The following is a 19,509-nucleotide window of genomic DNA, read 5'->3' on the forward strand; positions in this document are numbered from 1 at the left end:
ATAACTGAGAGATAACATGAATAGTAATACAGTTTCTCCATCGCCTATGTTTCTGCGCCGGAACTCACTTCTTTTTGCCGTACTCGCCATTCTGCCTTTGGGCGGTTGCGCCAGCTGGCAAAAGCCGGCTCTTTCCGTGCAGGAGACATCTTCCCCCGAGTTGCTCAGCGCCGATCAAATCGATCCGGCTATGCGCGAACGCATTTTGCGCGAAGTTGGTCAGGATGTTCAAGAGCGGGCTTTGCGGGATGAGGTGAAGCAGCACCCGGACAATGTTGATGCGGCGATACGACTTACAAATGCCTTGGTGGGCCAGAAGCGCCCGCACGAAGCGGTTGAGGTGCTCGACAGCGTCTTGGTTGCAGCCCCAGGAAACGTACGTGCATTGAATGCGAAGGGCGTGATTTTGGACATTGAGGGGCGGCATGACGCGGCACAGGCCCTGTATCGGCGAGCTCTCGAAAACGAGCCAGGCAATCAGATGGTGCAGCATAACTTCAATCTGTCGCTTGCCTTTAACGGCAAGTCCAAACAACCAAGGTTAGCACGATCGCAATAGGTGGGCACAGTGCATGCGCAGCCTGTTCCCCGGCTCGAACACGCGCTCGGCTCCCATCATAGATGGCCCCCTGAAGAGAGCCATATCTATGCAAAACAGTTGCTCCAGATCTGGCCGGCAGAGATCGGCAGGAGAGCCGGATGACATCACGCGGCCACCCGCAAGGCCACCCGCCTCGCTTCGTTGCCAGAGCGCCCTCTCCCTCGCCGGTCACCGTCTCGCAATGCGGCGACCTGGCTTAAGGCGGTCGACCGAGCGCCCGATGCAGTAGCCATGAATACGTAACGCAGCGATGGACCCGCCGGATCGTGTCGCGCTTGTGCTGGCCGTCCCTGCCATTACAGCACGGTGATTGTAGCTGGATCCTATTCTAGAGGCATCGATGGTGTGGATGCCTTCGATCCAAACAATCGATTTGTTGAATTCGTCCGCCTGAGGAAATTAGCTGCGGCGATCCGACTTCCGACGCCTGCAGGCGCAAAACCAACAGCGTGAGCGCTGCGGGTCCGGAGGCAGGCTGCAAAGTGCAATCACCAGCGCTGATAAGCGGCAAGTGAAGAATGTATCGCTCGGGCGACTCCTGTGTTGTGCACGGTTGCCCCGCGAGGTGAACTGTAGCAGCTTGGCAGCTCAGCGTTCACGAAAGGAGAAAAGATTTGGGGCCAAGCAAAGACCGGCTTTTTTGATTGTCTTGCTGTATCGCTATGGTGGGGCGGGCGCGACCGCTCCCATAATTCAATACGCTGCCTTTAGCGATGGACGATGACGGGATGCGTCGCCGAGACTTCAATGGTGGAGGAGCAGCGCACCCGTCGATCCATTTGCTTTCAGCGGCAACCGCCACTATGAAGCGACACTTCGCCCAACTGTGTTTCAAGCTGCCCGGAGAAGTTTATGACAGAAGAACCCCACAAGACCGACATCCTCATCGAGCTCACTGCCGATGTTGTATCAGCCTACGTCTCCAACAACCCCGTCCCGGCGGGGGAGCTTCCTGCCCTGATCGCCCAAGTGCACGGGGCTCTAAACGGCACGGCTGGACTCATACCGGCAGAAGAGCCTGTGCCTGTAAAAAAACCTGCTGTCCCGATCAAAAAGTCGATCGAACCGGACTACATCATTAGCCTTGAAGACGGCAAGAAATTCAAATCGCTAAAGCGCCATCTGGCGACGCACTATGGTCTGACCCCAGACGAATATCGCGCCAAATGGGGTCTGCCGTCGGATTATCCCATGGTGGCGCCGAATTACGCCGCTGCGCGCTCCGCCTTGGCCAAGACCATGGGACTCGGCCGCAAACCGAAAGAGCCGGAAGCCCCAGCCACGGCGCCGGCGAAACGGACCCGCAAGAAGGTCGCAGCCTAAATCCGTATCAACAGTCGTTCGGACGCGCAGCAGCCGTTGGCCCAATCTGCGCGGAATCAAAGGGCGGGGATGAGCCCCGCCTTTCCCGTCCAAGAGCCTCATTTCCAGAGTAATTCATGATGGCTCCAGCAATCCCTGCCGCGGCATTAACTTGCATGCTCCGGCCCGGGTTTCGAGCCGTCAATGCGTTCCGGCGATGACGAACCTTGCCAAGGCTTTCCCGGACCGTTAGCCAGCCTTGCTGAGGCTGCCTGCAGAGGACTTTCCCGTGCGGCGATCCTGTTCCACCTCGTAGTTGATCTTCTGGCCCTCATTAAGGGTCGACAGGCCCGCTCGTTCAACAGCGGAAATGTGGACAAAGACATCCTGACCGCCGTTGTCAGGCTGAATAAAACCAAAACCCTTCGTGCTGTTGAACCACTTCACCGTTCCAGTCGCCATATCCATTCCTTTGTAATAAGTCGCAACTTAGGCAGGCCATTCACGCCAGCCTGATTTGTACACGAGACTTTAGGCGCATCAAAATCGGAAAATTGCAAGGCCCACTCGATCGCCTGATCTCCAGCAGCAACTGCAACATATGCGAGGCGCGTGCCAGACGAGGCGTATGCCAGACGTTTCGTCGTGCGCTGTCGCTCGAACGTTGACAGAAACAATGACACACCTTGCAAACTCGGCACATCTTGTGGACGTGCTCGGGTCGCTTCTCGACTGCGATACCCGCTCCTGACCGGGTATCGTCGGCCAAAATGAGGGTTTTTGTCATGTGCCGCCAGACCGAAAGATCAGGCGCGCAGCGACCTGCACATTCAAACCGGAACCCGCGAACCTCGATTAGCTTCTGCCTGCTCCGAAGGGCGGTAGCCTGCTCTGAGGCGGGCCACTGTCGGGTTGAAAACCAACTGTCGGGTTCGGAACCCCAGATTGTCGGCAAGGTACGCGCCGCCCACTGGTTGGCCAAAGGGCACTGGCTCCTGATCCTGCCGCCATGCTCGCCCGATCTCAACCCGATCAAGACAGGTCTGCTCAAAACTCAAGGCGCGGCTGCGGAAGAAGGCGGCCAAAACTTTCGACGCTCTCTGCGGAACTCTCGGCGATATCTGCCAGCTGCTGGAGCCAAATCAAAAACCATTAATTGCGACAGGTGATTTTATGACATTCATTGCGAAGAGGCCAGAATGAACAGCGGAAGAGAGTAGCAGCTCTCTGGTCGCGGCGAGGTGGATCGTCGACACGATCGGCACCTGGCCCGTGCGGGGATCGCACCGCAGCCAGCACCAGAGCCAGACCTTGACCGCTTGCCTTGCTCAGGCGCCACAACAACGAGTGGCTGGAAGCAGATCCACGTGAACTCAGCGATATCGATCAGACGATGCTTACCCTCATGAAAGCCGATCCCGACGCTGTCCAGCGCCGCGAAATCCTGACCAGCATATGGCGCATCGGATGCCACCGCCTGCACACTCACCATCGACATGCCGGAACTCGGAACCAAAGGCCGCAAGCCTCGCCGGCCTCGGCAAAATGGAGCGGCCGCGCCTGGGCGGCCGGGCCAATGTTCGCCAGGCCCTCTACATGCCCGGCCCTTCGCCCTGCGCTTCAACCCCGACCTCAAGGCAAAATACCAGGCGCTAAAGGCGGCAGGCAAACCCGCAAAGGTCATCATCTTGTTGCGAAAGCTCCTCATCCTAGCAAACGCTCTCCTCAAGGCGCAGCGAAAATGGCCCCTAAAACCCTTGACCGAAACGGATACCTTAGCCTTTCAGGTGAGGCGGGCCGAGATAGACCAACCGCGGGTTTAACTTCGCGAGTTTAAGCTGATTATGCCGATGCAACTCTAGCGCCTGCGCGACCGTTTTAGCTTCCATCAACAAGGCGGCAGGGTGGGAGGAAGTACCCTCCCCTGCCGCGAACAAGCTTTGGACAAAGCCCCACCTTGTCCGTAATGTGATCGGGAGGCCGGGGCGCGGCGGTGCTCAGCGGATGTGACGCGCGAGATCTGCGACCCTACCCATCAGCACTTCCATCGGTCCTCGCTGGAAGACGCGCAGCCAAAGCACCGCAAAAGTGCTGATAACCACAACGAAGCCAAAGAGCGTGGACAGGCTCTCGTCTTTGAAAATGTTTATCTTCATAAGATAGGCTATTCCCGCAATGTGCAGCACATAGGCCGTCAAAGACATCGAGCCGACTGCGATTATTGGCCAGACCAGCTTTCGCAGACGCGGGAGCGCATCCACAGCGAGCATGCAAGCCGCCAAGATGATCATTGCGCAACCGGTGCTGCCCACGATCGAAAGCGTCGTTTCGCTATGAGGTGCGGCTATCCATGACGACTTGACTATAAATGACGACTTGGAAGGCTCAAAAGCGCCGTCAACGTCAGACCACCACAAGGAGGTTTCAGTCAAAGCGCGGGAACTCAGCGCGAGCAAGGATCCCCCATGGCCCAACACGGCCAGCGCGACCCCCGCCAGACCAAGGCGCCAATGCGCTGCTAGCGTATTAAGATTAAGGCGCGCGATGGCCATGCCAGCGATGAGGAAAGGAACCCAGGTCACCGCGGGATAGTAGCCGTTGACCATGAGGTTGAAGACCGGGTCGAGGAGGTTGGGGGCAACCGACAGAAGGGAGGAACGGACTTGCGGGAGAACTAATGCCGTAGCGGCAGCGATCAAGCCCAGCTGATATGCGCTGAGCCGATGGAGCGGCAATACCAACAAGAAGCAAATTCCGTAGTATTCTAGGATGACTTCGACCTGGGTACCGAGGCAGCCCAGGATTGAGCCAAGCGCGAGCAAAACAAGGGCACGAATTGCGACTCTGGCGATGGCCTGTCTACCAGCTATCCCCGACTTCGGCGCCTTGCGACCTGTAATCAGGAGGATTGAAAAACCGGCCAATACGGCAAACAGGGCCGACGGCCGCCCATGGGTTAGTTCCATCAGAAACCCGACTAGTCCTCCTTCGCCGGGGTCGGGACCGAGATGGGCGGCATACATCCCGAAGACAGCCAGGCCCCGAGCGAGGTCGATGCCGACCAGCCGATCTACTACCGACCCATTCCTAGCGTCGGCAACCGGTGCCTTCATTACCATGGTAGATTCCCTTGCTGGGTGTGTGGATCGCGGGAGCCGCGATAGGAGAGCCGGTCGGCTGCTGCCGTCGCCTCGTGAAAGGGTTCAAAACATCGCGCCATCTGGCGCATCGAGCCGGCGACAGAGCTGTTCAGCCATTAGCCTGGGGTAAGAACAACAGATCGGCTCACAAAGCCTGTGTCACGGACCTGAAAAGTGGTGTCGCGGAACCGTCGTTTTTTGCATGATGGCTAAGCCGAGAGATCCACTGCACCGACGAGAGACTCAGCGACGTTAGATATCCGATCAGTACGCCGCGGCTCCGCCGGTGACGATCACCCCGGGTGTCAAGGCCAGGGCGTAAACCTGCCATAATCTGTGGTAGTGCGCCCGCGACCAATCCGTTCGACAAAGCTCGGCGCATGGTCGAGCCAATCATATTCTTCCATGTGGCTGTTGCCTGAAAAACCGAAGACGCCGTTCGCTGGTCCAGCTGTTCCAGACCTCGGCCTGCGTCGGTCATTAGAACCGGCGCGCCTGTTTCCCAAATCAATTTGCTGATGCAGCCGCCGGGGGTCACATTGAGCAAAAGTGCCGAGGTCAGGACGGGTTTCATAGGGGCTCTTCGTTTGGCTTTGTTAACGACCCCTTTCTTGCAAGTTGTAGCTGACAGCAGCCTGAAAGCTCCCCAAATAATTCGCTGCCGCCGGTTCAGCCTATTGTCAGCTTCGACCAATAAGATGGGAGCCTTGCCCTCATACCGGAGCTCGGCAGCATGATGCGAATACTGCTCACTGAAGACGATAAGGACCTTGGAAGTGCTATGCACGATCATTTGGTGGCTGGTGGCCACGCGGTCGACTGGGCCAAGAACCTGTCCGAAGCGCGCGATTATGCAGCTGTGGTCGGCTACGACCTTATTTTGCTCGACGTTCACCTGCCGGACGGCAATGGGATCGACTATCTGCGGGAGCTGATCAAGGAACTTGAATCGGCACCGGTCATCATTCTGACAGCCTGCGATCGGATTTCGCATCGCATCGAGGGCTTCAACGCTGGAGCCGACGACTATTTGGTCAAGCCGTTCGATCTGGGGGAACTCTCAGCGCGTATCCATGCAGTGGCACGTCGCCATGGGCATTTTCCGGAGCCGCAATTTTCGGTTGGGACGCTTTCCATACAGGCAGCCGAGCGACGCCTCTTCCGCGACGGGCAGGAGGTCTACCTGACTTGACGCGGATGGGCGGTGCTCGACTACCGTCTGCCCCAGCCCTGCACGGTCGTTTCAAAAGGGAAGATCGTGGACGCGCTTTTCGGCAGACGGCGCTGATTCATACTCTAAAAGAAAATTCGGCTTCCAGTTGCCTTGGCCATGACTGCCCTTCCCGAAAGATGGGTGACAGTTCATTCCGGATAGATGGGTTACACTTTCGGCCCTTTGCAAGGAGAGCAAGGTGCCTTGGAAGGAGTGTAACGTCATGGAAGAGCGGCTGAAGTTCGTCGCCCGGCTGCTGGACGGCGAGAAGATGGCGGTGCTTTGCCGGGAGTTCGATATCTCGCGCAAGACCGGCTACAAGATCCTCACGCGCTACAACGACAGCGGCCTGGAGGGGCTGACGGACCGATCGCGGCGGCCCTATCGCCACGCCAATCAGCTTCCGTTTCAAATCGAGAAGCTGATTGTGCGCCTCAAGCAAGACAAGCCGACATGGGGTGCGCCGAAGATACGCGAGCGGCTGGCCCGGCTGTATCCGGATGTGCACCGGCCCGCGATCTCGACCGTGCATGCCGTGCTCGACCGCCGGCATGGTCGAGCGCCGCAAGCGCAGGCGCAACAGGGCGACGGGGACACCACTTTCAAACGGCTGTCGCCCTAACGATCTTTGGTGTGCCGACTACAAGGGCGAGTTCGGCAGAGAACACGGCCGGGACAGGGGATCACAAACACTTGACCGTTCCAGACCCTGGCAGTGGCGCATCGATTGACCGTTGGCTCTGTTCGTGGGCACCGAAAATAGGGCCTTCTTGGTCCTCGGCAGAGAATATGGCCCGGACGGGGGATAACAAACACTTGACCGTTCCAGACTCTGGCAGTGGCGCATCGATTGACCGTCGACTCTGTTCGCGAGCGCCGAAAATACGGACGACCCCTATGGTCAAAGTGCACTTCTGACCTGCTAGGCACTGTTCGATAACTGGAGGCACCCGCTACGGTGCCCTCGTATTTAAGACACCTGTCAGTTTCAAGCCTGGACATTGACGCGTGGCGCGGCTGCCATTCGTTGACCGCCACGTCGAATTGCCCGCCAACCAGTGTACAGCCGCCGGTGGTCACATTGAGCAAAAGTGCCGAGATCAGGAGGGGTTTCATAAGGCCTCTTCGTTTGGCTTTGTTAACGACCCCTTTCTTGCAATTGTAGCTGACAGCAGCCTGAAAGCCCCCAGATATTCGCTGGCGCCGGTTCAGCCTACTGTCAGCTTCGATCAATAAGGCAGGAGCCTTGCCCTCATACCGGAGCTCGGCAGCCTGATGCGAATACTGCTCATTGAAGACGACGACGACCTTAGAAGTGCTGTGCACGATCATTTGGTGGCTGGTGGCCACGCGGTCGACTGGGCCGAGGGCCTGTCCGGAGCGCGCGGTCATGCAGCTGTGGCCGGCTACGACGTTATTTTGCTCGACGTTCACCTGCCGGACGGCAATGGCATCGACTATCTGCGGGAGCTGATCAAGGGGCTTGATACAACGCCGGTCATCATTCTGACAGCCCGCGATCGGATTTCGCACCGCATCGAGGGGCTCAACGCTGGCGCCGACGACTATTTGGTCAAGCCGTTCGATCTGGGGGAACTCTCGGCACGCATCCGTGCAGTGGCACGTCGCCAAGGGCATTTTCCGGAGCCGCAATTTTCGGTTGGGACGCTTTCCATACAGGCAGCCGAGCGACGCCTCTTCCGCGACGGGCAGGAGGTCCACCTGTCTGGACGCGAATGGGCGGTGCTCGACTGCCTTCTACGCCGGCCCGGTTCGGTCGTTTCAAAGGGGAGGATCGAGCACGCGCTTTATTCATTCAATTCGGAGTTCGAGAGCAACACAGTGGAGGTTTATGTCAGCCGGCTCCGCAAGAAGATCGGCGGGGATAGAATAGCAACCGTGCGTGGCTCCGGATACAGGCTCGTGGTCACATGACGAACTCGAACAGCATGACGAGAAAGCTGATATCGTGGTTAGGCGGGGCAACGCTCCTGGTTTGGATCGCCGCCCCAACCATTGCTGCGTTCATTTTTTGCAATAATGTAAACGAAAGTTCGGATGACTTGCTCCAGGCGAGCGCAGAGTACAGAGAACCAGAGCTGATCAAGGTCTTGAATGGAAAACACGTTGATCAATACAATAACCACTTGCCAACTTATAAAAAGTACTGGACCTATCGTGAGCAGGTTATTAATAAGTACGGGGTAGTGCTTATTTCCGAACCGGAAGAGGGTCAGCAGCCCTTCCCTGATGCTCCCCTGAGTAACGGCTTTTGGGGAAACGCTGATTACCGCGTCTACACAGAGGAGATCCAAGACGGCGTGTATCATCAGTTGGCCGAACCGCTTGATGGCCGCCGTACCACAATCGCGAAGGGCGCACTTTTTGTCTTCCTTCCGACACTCGTGCTCCTGCCCTTTAGCTTAGCTGTTTGGTGGATCGTGATCCGGCGCTCGCTGCGGCCAATCGAGGTACTGCGACAGCAGATCGGATCGCGCGACGGCGGCAATCTGTCACCAATGGACTTGGGCGATTTCCCGGCAGAGTTGGCTCCAATCGCGGCATCCGTCAATCGGCTTCTCGATCGTCTGCGGGCGGCTCTCGAGGCCGAACGCGAGTTCGCCGCAAACAGTGCGCATGAACTGCGCACGCCGATCGCAGGTTCAATCGCTCAGATGCAGAGATTAGTGGCCGAGCTTCCCAATGGGTCGGCCAAAATGCGTGCGCGCGGCATCGAGCAAGCGCTGTCGAGCCTTGGCCGCCTTGTCGAAAAAGTGCTTCAGCTCGCTCAAGCCGAATCGGGGGTTGGCATGGCGGATCACGCGATCGATCTTGTCCGATCGGTTCGGCTGGAAATCGACGACCTGAGGAAAAAGCCGCAATATGCCGGACGCCTGCATCTTAACGTCGACGGCTGCACCACTTTGATGCGCAAAGTGGATGTCGATGCGTTTGGGATCCTCCTTCGTAACCTGATCGAGAATGCGCTGATACATGGACTGCCCACTGTTCCGACAACAGTTTCCGTCCAAACTGATGGAACCATCGCTATTGCAAACGCCGGACCGGTGGTGCCCCTCCCCGACCTCGAAGGGCTTACAAAGCGATTTAGTCGTGGTGCTACTCCTGCTGCGGGCTCAGGCCTTGGTCTACATATCGCTAACATGGTTATCCAGCGGATCGGTGGCAGTCTAGAGCTTGCGTCGCCCGCCCGCGGTCGCAATGATGGTTTCGAGGCGATCATACGAATTCCTCAATGACACCGGTGAATTCGACGACAGTTGGACACAGGGCGGATTGCTGGCAAGGCTGCTGACAGGGCGAACTGTACGGCAGTATGTATACGGCGTAGAAATCGTACTTCACACAACGCATTTCGGCCGCGGCAATCAATGCCGCTATCATCGTCTGAGCAGTTCGATCGAAGCGACACGACATGATCGGCAAAATCGAAGGCTCCGCCTCACCGCTCGCTCGATTTCGCCCGGGGAGAAAAAAGGCCATCCGAGAAAGTGCAAGCCGCCGCGCAAAGGCGACGTGTCCAATTGTCTGGGTGCCCCTGTGCGCCGGCCCGATCGGGTTGGCGGGGTCCAGTAAGGACCCGGACCAACCATTCCATTTAGACGACCGGCAGGTTTTAATCGGCGTCCGGATCGCCGTCCCAAAATGCCCCAAGTATACGGCTAGAAAGGCTGCCAACGATCGAGCTTTGGTCGGAGGCGTGCTTGTCAGCGTCTTGGGTGCTTGACCGGCCTTTGCAATGGCCATCGCCATCGCAAGTATCGTGCGTGGCCAGTGAGACCGCAATTTCATCAGCCTGGAGCCGACCGTATCGGTGCTTTTTTATGATTTAGGGATTTTTCGTTTTCCTCTTGGATCATCACGGGTTTGGAGAGGATCTGGTGTTAAGTGCCATTCGGAGCGCCGGCGAACCGCCCGAAATTAATGTGGTCGAGTGATGAAGCCTCCCGAATGCGTTAAACGAGACCCTTTATGGCGGCCCTGGCTGACAACAGTCTGAAAGCTGCAAGCGGCATGCGAAAATGGGGCGATCCTGAATGACGACAGATGCTATCAACATGAAAGAGGCTCGCCCTGAAAGCTGAGCACGCTTTATGCTCAGGCTGCTGACAAGGCCAAAGCAGCGTAAGTGCGTAGTGAAATCCAAGGTCCACATGGGTCGTCGCGCGTCCCATGCGCCTGGGAAGGCGCCGGCCCGGCCAAGCTTTCCCAGCTCGTCCGCATGATGCTTCGCTGAGCGTCAATGGACGTTGGCGCGAGACCAAGGCGTCGTGCGTTGCAATCCGGACGGTCCAGGGTATCAGGAGTTTCACGGCCTCGGCCCGCTTGGCTGGCCACAGTTGAAGCTCCAACGTACCGGCTGGCACCGGGAAATTGGGCTCTGCGCTGCCTCAACGCTGATGGCACGGTCAATGCTTGCCTACCGATGGGGCCGCCCATGCCGTGATGCTGTCGGTCGACGTTCGCAAACCAGACCCTCGCGAGACCCAGCGAAGGGGCTCGCCGGTACGACGAGGGACCTTACCTCTTTATGCGCGGCATCATTAGCCTTACACGTCGTCCCTCGCGCTCGGGTCTTTGTGGGGCGGATGAAGTCCTGATCGCGGTGGCACTGCTGCATGTTTGCGTAAGACCCATCCAGTCACGATCGCGCTGTCCTTCGATGTCGCGGTGCTGATAGGCGGGCAGATCGGTGTGCGCGGCGCCCGCCAAAGGATCGTCGTCACGCCGGAGGAGGCGAGCGTCATAGCCGGCGCGCCGGCGAAAGGCGCTTTCTGTCGGATGCCCGACAATGTCGGATATCGCAAGTATCAAGGTTGGATCAAACCTTGCGAATCGGGGCTTTCTTACTTGGCACGGGGCATGCTCAGGTATCCGCAAACACCCAATGGATAACGAGCAGACTTCCCATGGCCTCACCATGCCGAAAGTTTCCCGGACGCATCCAAAGATGAGGCTCGCGTCAGGCCCAGCAACACGCTGACGGCTCATGTGGCTCGGCGTCGCGTGCCGATCCACTTTCTCCCAATAGGCGTTCGGGAGACATAGATCCTTCAAAATGAGGAACAGATCACTTTGCCAGGAACGCAGCCCATAACCCCACTCTCCCTACCAGAACTACCAAGCAAGCCCCGCACTCATGGGCTTCGCAGGACGTCCGTTGCGTCCGAGTTGGTCGGCGCGGGGCCGGCTCCGATCCCCGTCGCATGGGAGGACGGCAAGGCGAGGGATTTCGTGCTCGACAACGGCATGGAGGTGGTCGTCATTCCCAACCACCGGGCGCCGATCGTCACCCACATGGTGTGGTACAAGATCGGCAGCGCCGACGAGCCGCCGGGCAAATCCGGCATCGCCCATTTCTTCGAGCATCTGATGTTCAAGGCGACGACCAACCATGCGGGCGGCGAATTCGACCGCGCAGTGTTCGAGATCGGCGGCTCCAACAACGCCTTCACCTCCTCCGACTACACCGCCTTCTATCAGACAGTGGCGCCGTCGGCGCTCGAGCTGATGATGAGCTTCGAGGCCGACCGAATGCGAAACCTCATCCTGACCGACGATGTCGTCAAGACCGAGCGCGATGTGGTCATCGAGGAGCGCCGCTCAAGCACCGACACCAACCCGCAGGACGTTCTCCATGAGGAGATCGACGCGACGCTGTGGCAGAACCACCCCTATCGCATCCCGATCATCGGCTGGATGCAGGAGATCGAGCAGCTGAACCGCGTCGACGCCACCGTCTTCTATGAAAAGTACTACTGGCCCCTCCGTGCTGATCGTGGCCGGCGATGTCGAACCGGACACGGTGCGGGCGCTGGCCGAAAAGACCTATGGCAAGGTGGCGCGCGGACCTGACCTGCCGCCGCGCATCCGGCCGGTTGAGCCCGAGCAGAACACCAGGCGCACCGTCACGCTCTCAGACGCCCGCGTCAGCGTGCCCAGTTTTTCGACGCAGTGGGTGGTGCCGTCCTACCACACCGCCAAGCCGGGCGAGGCCGAAGCGCTCGACCTGCTGGCCGAAATTCTCGGCGGCGGTAACCGCGGCCGGCTCTACCAGGCGCTCGCTGTCCAGCAAGGTATCGCTTCCAGCGCCCGCGTCTATTTCCAGGGCACTGTGCTCGACGACACCAAGTTCGCCATCTATGGCGCACCGCGCGGCGATGCCAAGCTGGCTGATCTCGAAGCGGCGGCCGCTGCCGAAGTTGCCCGCATTGCCGAGGATGGTGTCAGCAACGAGGAACTAGGCAAGGCCAAGGACCACTATTTGCTCAATATGATCTTTGCGGAAGACAACCTGGACTGGCTCGCCAGCATCTACGGCTCGACGCTGGCCACCGGCGGTACCGTGAAGGATGTCGAGGAACGGCCGAATCGCATCCGCAAGGTTACCCCCGAGCAAATCAAAGCAGTTGCCGCCCGCTATCTCGCGTTCGACCGTTCGACCACGGGCTATCTCTTGCCCAAGACGGAGAATCAAGAGATGACGCTCGGCGCTCGGCCCCATGCTGCGATGAACATCCAGGAGGTGAAGTCCGAAAAGGGCATCATCGCCTGGCTGGTGGAGGACCACACAGTGGAAATCGTCAACATCGGCTTTGCCTTCAAGGGCGGCACCAAGCAGGACCCGGTCGGGAAGGAGGGGATGGCCAAACTGATGGCCGGCCTGTTCATCGAAGGCGCTGGCCATTACGACAGCGGTGCCTTCCAGGTGAAGCTCGACCATGCCGGCGCCGAAATGAGTTTGGACGCGCAAAGCGACGACATCTACGGATCGATGTGCATGCTTTCCAAAAAGCAGGACGCGGCGTTCGGCCTGCTTCGGCTCGCGCTGAACGCGCCGCGCTTCGAGCAGGGGCCGATCGATCGCGTCCGCGCCGAGATTGTCTCCCGCATCGTCGGCAGCGAGCGAGACCCTAACGCCATCGCTCAGCGCAAATGGCTGCGCGCGATCTATGGCGCGCATCCTTGTTCAAGGCCGGGAGAAGGCACAAAAGAGAGCCTCCCCGGCATCACGCCGTCCGACCTCCGCGCCTTCCACCAGGCCATTTTCGCTCGCGACGGGCTCCATATTGCCGTGGTGGGTGACATTGACGCGAACACGTTGAGGGAAAGGCTTGACCAGCTGTTTGGTGATTTGCCTGAGCAACAAACCCTCGTCCCCGTCTACGATGTCGCGCCGAAACTCGGTCAACTGGTGGAGGAGAACTACGACCTGCCGCAGACTTCGCTGACGTTGGCCTGGCCTGGCGTGAAGCCTAGCGCGCCGGATTTCTACGCGGCCGTGCTGCTGAACGACATCCTTGGCGGCTCATACTTGACTTCCCGCCTTTACGAGGAGGTACGTCAAAAACGCGGCCTTGCCTATCACGTCAGCTCTGAACTAACCCTTGACTCGCTTCTGGTTACGACAGAGACACGCTCGGACTGCGCTGCCCAAACACTGAGCATCGTGCGAGATGTGGTAAAGCAGATGGCGCAGCAAGGACCGACCGGGGCCGAGCTCAAGGCGGCGAAGAAGCACCTGATCGGCGCCTATGCCATCGACCAACTGGGCTCGACCCGCTCGATTGCAGACCGGCTCCTGGATTTGCAGATTCACAAGGCCGACGTCGACTACAACCAGCGTCGCGCCCGCAGCATCGGTCGGGTGACGCTCAAACAGGTCAAGGCGGCGGCCAAAAAGCTGCTTTCGGCCGAGCCCGCCATTTTGGTGGTCGGCCCGCCGCTGGGCGGCAAGGATGAGTAAAGAAACTCATCACACCTTCCTTCTTCATCGGGGCTTCTCGTGGGAAGAGCGTTGGAGGCCCGTGGGCCAAGCAGATCATGCAGACGCGCGGAGTCGTTTTCGCCGACCTTGCGCGGCATTGGCGGTCCGGCGGCCTCTCGCCGAAATGGCGCTCCTCAGCATGTATGCCGCCTTTTTGCAGAATTCAGTCGCACGCCACCAGCAGGCATGGTGGATGAAGCAAACATCCGACTGCTTAATCCATCAATTGATGAACCGCGGGCACTCAAACTAACGAAACTGCTGTCTTTTCATCGGGCTAGCGTGGTCTACCAGCTGCTTTGCCGAGGCCCTACGACGAACCCACTGGTGCAGAATACACACTGACGGCCCGTCGACCTGGATGTTCGCTGCGTTGAGGAGGAATCCGGTATTGCCCCTGTGCCTGCCGATGATCCGTCGCCTGAAATCCCCGCACCTGTTTGGAGCCATCGACCGCCTGCCGGCACTCGGCAGACCAGTTGGCAATAAGACGTTCGAGGTCGTCAATCCGTCGACCGGCGAAGTTTTGGCAGAGCTTCCCGATATGGGCGTGGAGGAGACACGTGCTGCGGTAGACAAGGCCTATGTTGCGCAGTCGGGATGGGCCGCGTTGACGGCCCGAGAACGTAGCGACGTTCTTTGGCGATGGCATCAGCTGATCATCGACCATGCAGGCGATCTCGCCGCGATTCTGACTGCGGAAATGGGCAAGCCGCTTGCCGAAGCCATTTCAGAGGTATCGCATGCGGCGGCGTATCTGCAATGGTATGCCGAAGAGGCCAATCGCGTCTATGGGGAGACGATCTCGGCACCCTCGACAGACCGCCGAATGCTAGTGATCAAGCAGCCCATCGGCGTTGTTGGCACGATCACGCCATGGAATTTCCCGGCCTCCATGGTGGCGCGCAAAATCTCGCCGGCCTTGGCTGCGGGCTGCACAATCGTGCTCAAGCCCGCTGAACAGACGCCGCTTGTGGCTGGCGCAATGTTCGCCCTCGCCCATCAGGCCGGCTTTCCCGATGGCGTGGTCAACCTGATCTATGCGTCCGAAGGTGATCGCGTGGGCCGTGAACTCTGCACCAATTCCAAGATTCGAAAGATCAGCTTCACCGGTTCGACGGAGGTCGGACGGCTGCTGATGCGTCAGTGCTCTGACCAGATCAAGAAGGTCAGCCTTGAACTCGGCGGCAATGCACCTTTCATCATCTTCGATGATGCCGACATTGACGGTGCTGTTGACGGTGCGGTCCAGGCGAAGTTCCGCAATGCCGGCCAGACCTGCGTTTCCGCGAACCGCATTTACGTCCAATCGAGCGTTCACGATGAGTTCGTCAAGAAATTCGTGGAAAGAATCCGGCACTTGTCGGTTGGCGACGGATTCGATGCCGGAGTGGACATCGGACCGCTCATCGACAAGCATGCTCTGGCCAAGATCGAGTCTCACATCGCAGATGCCATTGCGAAAGGCGGCACAATACGATGCGGGGGCCAGCGTATCGGCAAGAATGGCACGTTTTTCGAACCCACGGTCCTCACCGAGATTTCCAGCGTCATGGCAGTCGCGCAAGAGGAGACATTCGGGCCGCTCGCGCCGATCATTCGCTTCAACGATGCGGATCAGGTCGTGCGCGAGGCCAATGACACGATCTACGGCCTCGCCGCATACTTCTATGCCTCAAACCTGAAGCGGGTCTGGCGTGTGGCAGAGGCTCTGGAATATGGCATGGTTGGCATCAACACGGGACGCATGTCCTCGGAGGCGGCACCGTTTGGCGGGATCAAACAATCCGGCATCGGGCGGGAGGGTTCCCGTCATGGCCTCGAGGACTATCTGGAAATGAAATATCTTTGCATGGGCGGGATTTGAAACCTGCTGCACTGTCTCTCCGCCCCACCGGGGGGCGGCCTGCGGTCAATGCCGCCACCTAATTGGAAGTTCCAAACGCCGTTGACCTGAAACACGGATGCCCGGCAGGAGACTGAGCTCGCTGCCGGGCCGGACATGCCTTGGGAGGGCATAAATCAGCGCTCCTAGGGCCGATGGGCCACTCAGTTCGTGCGCCTTTTGCCGATTGCGTTGCATGTGCCGTGCCAAGCCAAAAAGCATTGATAAACCGCCGATGGATCAGCTTTTGCCCTGTTGCGCATTCTACATTGTGGGATATGCGACAATGCCCAAGCGGTTGAATCGTCGTGTTGCAGAACCCCAGACGGGTCATGACTGCTATTCTTAGGACAGTGCGCAGCAAGCCGCTACTCGCTGCACTCCAGGCACACCATTTCCATAATCAAGCGGTGGGTGCTATGTCTGACCGAGCTGTCGACCAGGGAACGGTGTGAGGCCTCAAATCCCTCCATATTGTTGCACCCGCCGGTCCAACAGGACTGCAGGTCCGGACTCAAAGGATCTTGGCTGCTATGGCGACATTGCGGTGCACGCCGCTTTCCGACCAATGATGTGCGTCCAGGTCGAGGCCGGCCCTAATGAACCACCGCCTTGGCACCCTCGCCCATCTCATTTTCGGCATCGACAAGCTAGACCAGAGCGCACTTGCAAGGCGCCATGCAGTCCTGTCGGCGGGCGAACTGTTGGTGACGGGTACAGCTGCGAGCGAACGTTCATCCACCGACGCACAGCGCGGACTGTCGCTTTTCAAATTAGGAAATCTCTGTAGCCACCATTCATGAGCGCGCGGCCACGCGAGACGGCCCGACGGATGCGGTCGCGCAGATGATCGCGAGGATCCGCCCAGTCGGCATGGACGCGCCGTTGACCGATGAGAACTTCGGCGAGCTCGCGATGAGGTGCTCCGGCGAGCGAACCGTCGAGCGCACGAAGAACGAAGGACAAACGAACGCCGCGCTTTTCCGGCGCAAACAAGCGGGGGGGCAACTGTTGCCCTAGACTGAGAGCATTGAGGCACTCCAGTCCCCTCAGTCGATGCTTTAAAAGCACCGCGGGCCAGATGGCTTGCGTATGCAGGCAAACAGGGTGGAGGATATTCGCGCCCGAGACGGCGAGCTGCAGCGCGTGGTCCGCATTGCGAAGAAGAACATGCTGGCTCTTGTCGGGCGCCAGCAGGACGATTGCACGACAGGGCAATGCCGAGAGTTCGAACGGCGGTGTCGGCGACGAGGCAGGCAACCGTTCCGCAATGACCGGCAGCACATGGACGCACCAGAGCGGACACCAGAATACGACCGAAGCGCGGCCACAAGACTCCGCGAAACAGAACACCCCAGCGTGACAGGTCGCCGGCCGACGCGACCATATCGAGAAAGGATTGGAGAGACCAAGTCTTGCAATGCTGGCGCGCAGCGGTCAGATCGCGCTGGAACGCTGGATTGCGGCGTAAGAACTCCCAAGCCCACTCCCGCAGCGTCAGGCCAGCGGTGTAGTCGTATGATCTTTCATCCCGCCAATCGGCCTGATCCGCGCCAGTCAGGAGATTCATGACTGACATCCCCTGCCCGCGCCTGCGTGCGTCGAAACATTATGCCACTTCGCAAAGCATCGGCGTAGGCAGCAGACGTCGAAGACCCCGTTTCGTTGAAGCGTCAGCCATCGCCACTGTCGGCGACAGAAGATGTGCCCAAATTGCCACCAGACCGTCGAACTGGCACAGCGACGGCCAGCGCGACCTGGAATTGATCCCGTAACAGTCATCGGCTCCTGCGTCGCGATCCAGACGTCCCTTGAAGGCGCAGTAGCGCGGCAGTGGATCGCACGCTGCTTGTCGGCAAGTTGTCGTAGCGGCGGCGCCATAGGCACGGTCATCGGAGGGTCTCCTGCGGCAAGCTTTCGCCATTGGAGGCCAATCTCCCCGCTAGGGCAGCCTGTGCAGTTGCACAGGTGAAGCGGATCAATCAGGGGGAGCCATGGCGGAAACTGGATGATGGCGGCTTGAGGAGAGCGGCGTATCGAGGCGGGTGATGAAGCCTGCCAGTACCTCTCAAGGAGAGTGATACGCCATGAACGAGACTATCAACACATTGTTCGCCTTCGTCAGCCCGACGAAATCGATGATACCCTGACGGATGTACTTCGCAGCGGCGCGCGCAAATTGCTTGCGCATGCGATCGAGATGGAGGCCGAGGCGTATGCCAAGGCGGTCGACTGCCTGACGAAAGATCATATTGCGTCGCTGGCGCTCTACGATTTCCCCGCCCAACACTGGGATCATCTGCGAACGTCCAATCCCATCGAAAGCGTCTTTGCAACCGTTCGCTATCGCACGGTGCGTACCAAGGGCTCGCTATCCTCGAAAACCGCCCAGCTGATGGTCTTCAAGCTGTTGGCCGCGGCCAGGAAGTGGCGACGATTGAAAGGACAAAATCAGTTGCCGAAACTCATCGCAGGTGCCAGGTTCCTGGACGGAATCCAGGTCATCGAAACGAAGCCGCAGAGCGCCGCTTGATCAGCCTCGTCACCCAAATTCCAGCATAGCTCCATCGGAACTGCCAGCCTTCCTTGCCGATCAGGCGCATATCAGCGCTGACGATACCGAGGACGGCGATGGCGGTCACCTCCAGGCCGCCGAGTAACGACCCTCAAAACACCGCACTGGTCGAGGCCAGCCTGAACCGGTATCTTGTGCCTGCCCTCGGGAGTCGCTCTATCCACCATGTGATCGACACCGACATTGCTAACGTCACCAAGAAGATCGTCGCCGGGGGTCACCCGCAAGCGGCTAACACGGCCTTCTGGTGTATGCGGGCATTTTTCAACTGGTGTCGCAAACCGCCGCAACGGCTCATCCGCGGTTTCCCCGCGAGGGATTGGAAAATCCGGATCCGGCCCCGATCGTCAAGCGCAAGCGAGTGGTGAACGATGCCGAACTGGCGGCTATATGAACGGGCTGTGAGCCCGAACCGGGCGATATCGGCTATTCGTTCGGCTCCATCGTCAAGCTGCTCATTCTGACCGGACAGAGGCGTACGGAAGTTGCCGCGATGCGTTGGTCCTCAACCTTGAAGCCGGAACATGGAACTATCGGGTGACCGCACGAAGAACGAAGAGCCTACGCTTATTCCGCTGCCCACACTGGCGGTGTCGGTCCCCCAGACGGTACCGAAGACCAATGACACGTTTTTTTCCCTGCGAGGGGCAACGAAAGAAGCCACTTCTCAGGCTACGCGAAGGGCAAGAAGGCTCTAGACGGCAAGGTCAATACTGACGGGGTGGCTTTGGAGAACTGGACCCTTCACGATCTGCGCAGGACGCTCGCGACAAATCTCGGCAGGCGGCAGGTATTGCCACACGTCATCGAGCACATACTGAATCACAAGGCGGCGTCCTTGACAGACATTGGCGAAATCTACAATCTCTATAGCAAAGTCAAGGAGAAGCGCGAGGTGTTGCAGATGTGGTCAAATCACATCGAATGGCTGATCAAGCAGGCTGCGGATGACGCTCTGGCGGCGTAGCTGCTGGCATGGGCGGAAGATGCGGCGCAACAATCGT

At 58.9% G+C, this 19,509-nt stretch carries 10 protein-coding genes and 4 pseudogenes; 11 read left to right on the forward strand and 3 right to left on the reverse strand.

The window, feature by feature from the left end:
- The first annotated feature begins 16 nt into the window (after nt 1-16).
- Entirely contained in the window at nt 17-559 is a 543-nt protein-coding gene (locus tag EOA33_RS00465) for a tetratricopeptide repeat protein (RefSeq protein WP_081714429.1), read from the forward strand.
- Nucleotides 560-1,453: 894 nt separating this feature from the next.
- The gene (locus EOA33_RS00470) at nt 1,454-1,924 is read left to right on the forward strand and encodes a MucR family transcriptional regulator (protein WP_024505385.1); all 471 of its coding nucleotides are present in this window, start codon (nt 1,454-1,456) and stop codon (nt 1,922-1,924) included.
- Between the two features lie 228 nt (nt 1,925-2,152).
- Here EOA33_RS00470 and EOA33_RS00475 read toward each other — a convergent pair whose 3' ends face one another.
- Nucleotides 2,153-2,365: a cold-shock protein gene (locus EOA33_RS00475; RefSeq protein ID WP_008874821.1), complete on the reverse strand. Its 213-nt coding sequence runs from the start codon at nt 2,363-2,365 to the stop codon at nt 2,153-2,155.
- A 524-nt stretch (nt 2,366-2,889) separates the two neighbouring features.
- On the opposite strand from EOA33_RS00475, the pseudogene EOA33_RS40125 reads away from it, so the two are divergent.
- A pseudogene (locus EOA33_RS40125) lies at nt 2,890-3,106 on the forward strand (transposase); the annotation flags it as partial.
- 794 nt (nt 3,107-3,900) lie between these two features.
- Here the strand turns inward: EOA33_RS40125 and EOA33_RS00480 are convergent.
- Complete coding sequence (locus EOA33_RS00480) at nt 3,901-5,022, reverse strand: DUF418 domain-containing protein (protein ID WP_024505387.1); 1,122 nt, start codon at nt 5,020-5,022, stop codon at nt 3,901-3,903.
- 754 nt (nt 5,023-5,776) lie between these two features.
- Between EOA33_RS00480 and EOA33_RS00485 the strand changes: the two genes are divergently transcribed.
- The 7 genes and pseudogenes from EOA33_RS00485 to EOA33_RS00515 all read left to right on the forward strand — a co-directional run bounded on the left by EOA33_RS00485 (nt 5,777) and on the right by EOA33_RS00515 (nt 15,912).
- Nucleotides 5,777-6,235 carry a response regulator transcription factor gene (locus EOA33_RS00485; protein ID WP_224570033.1) on the forward strand — a complete coding sequence of 153 codons (459 nt, stop codon included), beginning with the start codon at nt 5,777-5,779 and terminating at the stop codon, nt 6,233-6,235.
- A 244-nt stretch (nt 6,236-6,479) separates the two neighbouring features.
- A pseudogene (locus EOA33_RS00490) lies at nt 6,480-6,912 on the forward strand (helix-turn-helix domain-containing protein); the annotation flags it as partial.
- Between the two features lie 619 nt (nt 6,913-7,531).
- Nucleotides 7,532-8,191, forward strand: a complete 660-nt coding sequence (locus tag EOA33_RS00495; protein ID WP_024505389.1) for a response regulator transcription factor — start codon at nt 7,532-7,534, stop codon at nt 8,189-8,191.
- A complete protein-coding gene (locus EOA33_RS00500; RefSeq protein ID WP_126063917.1) occupies nt 8,188-9,516 on the forward strand; it encodes a HAMP domain-containing sensor histidine kinase in 1,329 nt (442 codons plus the stop codon). The genes EOA33_RS00495 and EOA33_RS00500 overlap by 4 nt, the downstream gene beginning before the upstream one ends.
- Before the next feature lie 1,933 nt (nt 9,517-11,449).
- Nucleotides 11,450-12,749, forward strand: a pseudogene (locus EOA33_RS00505) (pitrilysin family protein); the annotation flags it as partial.
- Nucleotides 12,750-13,298: 549 nt separating this feature from the next.
- Nucleotides 13,299-14,024, forward strand: a pseudogene (locus EOA33_RS41440) (pitrilysin family protein); the annotation flags it as partial.
- Nucleotides 14,025-14,436: 412 nt separating this feature from the next.
- Nucleotides 14,437-15,912 carry an NAD-dependent succinate-semialdehyde dehydrogenase gene (locus tag EOA33_RS00515; RefSeq protein WP_095486045.1) on the forward strand — a complete coding sequence of 492 codons (1,476 nt, stop codon included), beginning with the start codon at nt 14,437-14,439 and terminating at the stop codon, nt 15,910-15,912.
- Between the two features lie 786 nt (nt 15,913-16,698).
- On the opposite strand, the gene EOA33_RS00520 is transcribed toward EOA33_RS00515, so the two are convergent.
- Nucleotides 16,699-17,214 (reverse strand): DUF2285 domain-containing protein, encoded by a 516-nt coding sequence (locus EOA33_RS00520; RefSeq protein WP_224570032.1) that lies wholly within the window; start codon nt 17,212-17,214, stop codon nt 16,699-16,701.
- A 793-nt stretch (nt 17,215-18,007) separates the two neighbouring features.
- Between EOA33_RS00520 and EOA33_RS00525 the strand changes: the two genes are divergently transcribed.
- Nucleotides 18,008-18,463 (forward strand): transposase, encoded by a 456-nt coding sequence (locus tag EOA33_RS00525; protein ID WP_256748481.1) that lies wholly within the window; start codon nt 18,008-18,010, stop codon nt 18,461-18,463.
- Nucleotides 18,464-19,509 lie beyond the last annotated feature (1,046 nt).

Origin of the sequence: Mesorhizobium sp. M4A.F.Ca.ET.050.02.1.1 (assembly GCF_003997725.1) — a bacterium.
Taxonomy (GTDB): Bacteria; Pseudomonadota; Alphaproteobacteria; order Rhizobiales; family Rhizobiaceae; genus Mesorhizobium.

Bases quoted from the DNA above. Each gene is read 5' to 3' on its own strand.
- EOA33_RS00465 (WP_081714429.1), top strand. From the start codon at position 17: ATGAATAGTAATACAGTTTCTCCATCGCCTATGTTTCTGCGCCGGAAC.
- EOA33_RS00470 (WP_024505385.1), top strand. From the start codon at position 1,454: ATGACAGAAGAACCCCACAAGACCGACATCCTCATCGAGCTCACTGCC.
- EOA33_RS00475 (WP_008874821.1), bottom strand. From the start codon at position 2,365: ATGGCGACTGGAACGGTGAAGTGGTTCAACAGCACGAAGGGTTTTGGT.
- EOA33_RS00480 (WP_024505387.1), bottom strand. From the start codon at position 5,022: ATGGTAATGAAGGCACCGGTTGCCGACGCTAGGAATGGGTCGGTAGTA.
- EOA33_RS00485 (WP_224570033.1), top strand. From the start codon at position 5,777: ATGATGCGAATACTGCTCACTGAAGACGATAAGGACCTTGGAAGTGCT.
- EOA33_RS00495 (WP_024505389.1), top strand. From the start codon at position 7,532: ATGCGAATACTGCTCATTGAAGACGACGACGACCTTAGAAGTGCTGTG.
- EOA33_RS00500 (WP_126063917.1), top strand. From the start codon at position 8,188: ATGACGAACTCGAACAGCATGACGAGAAAGCTGATATCGTGGTTAGGC.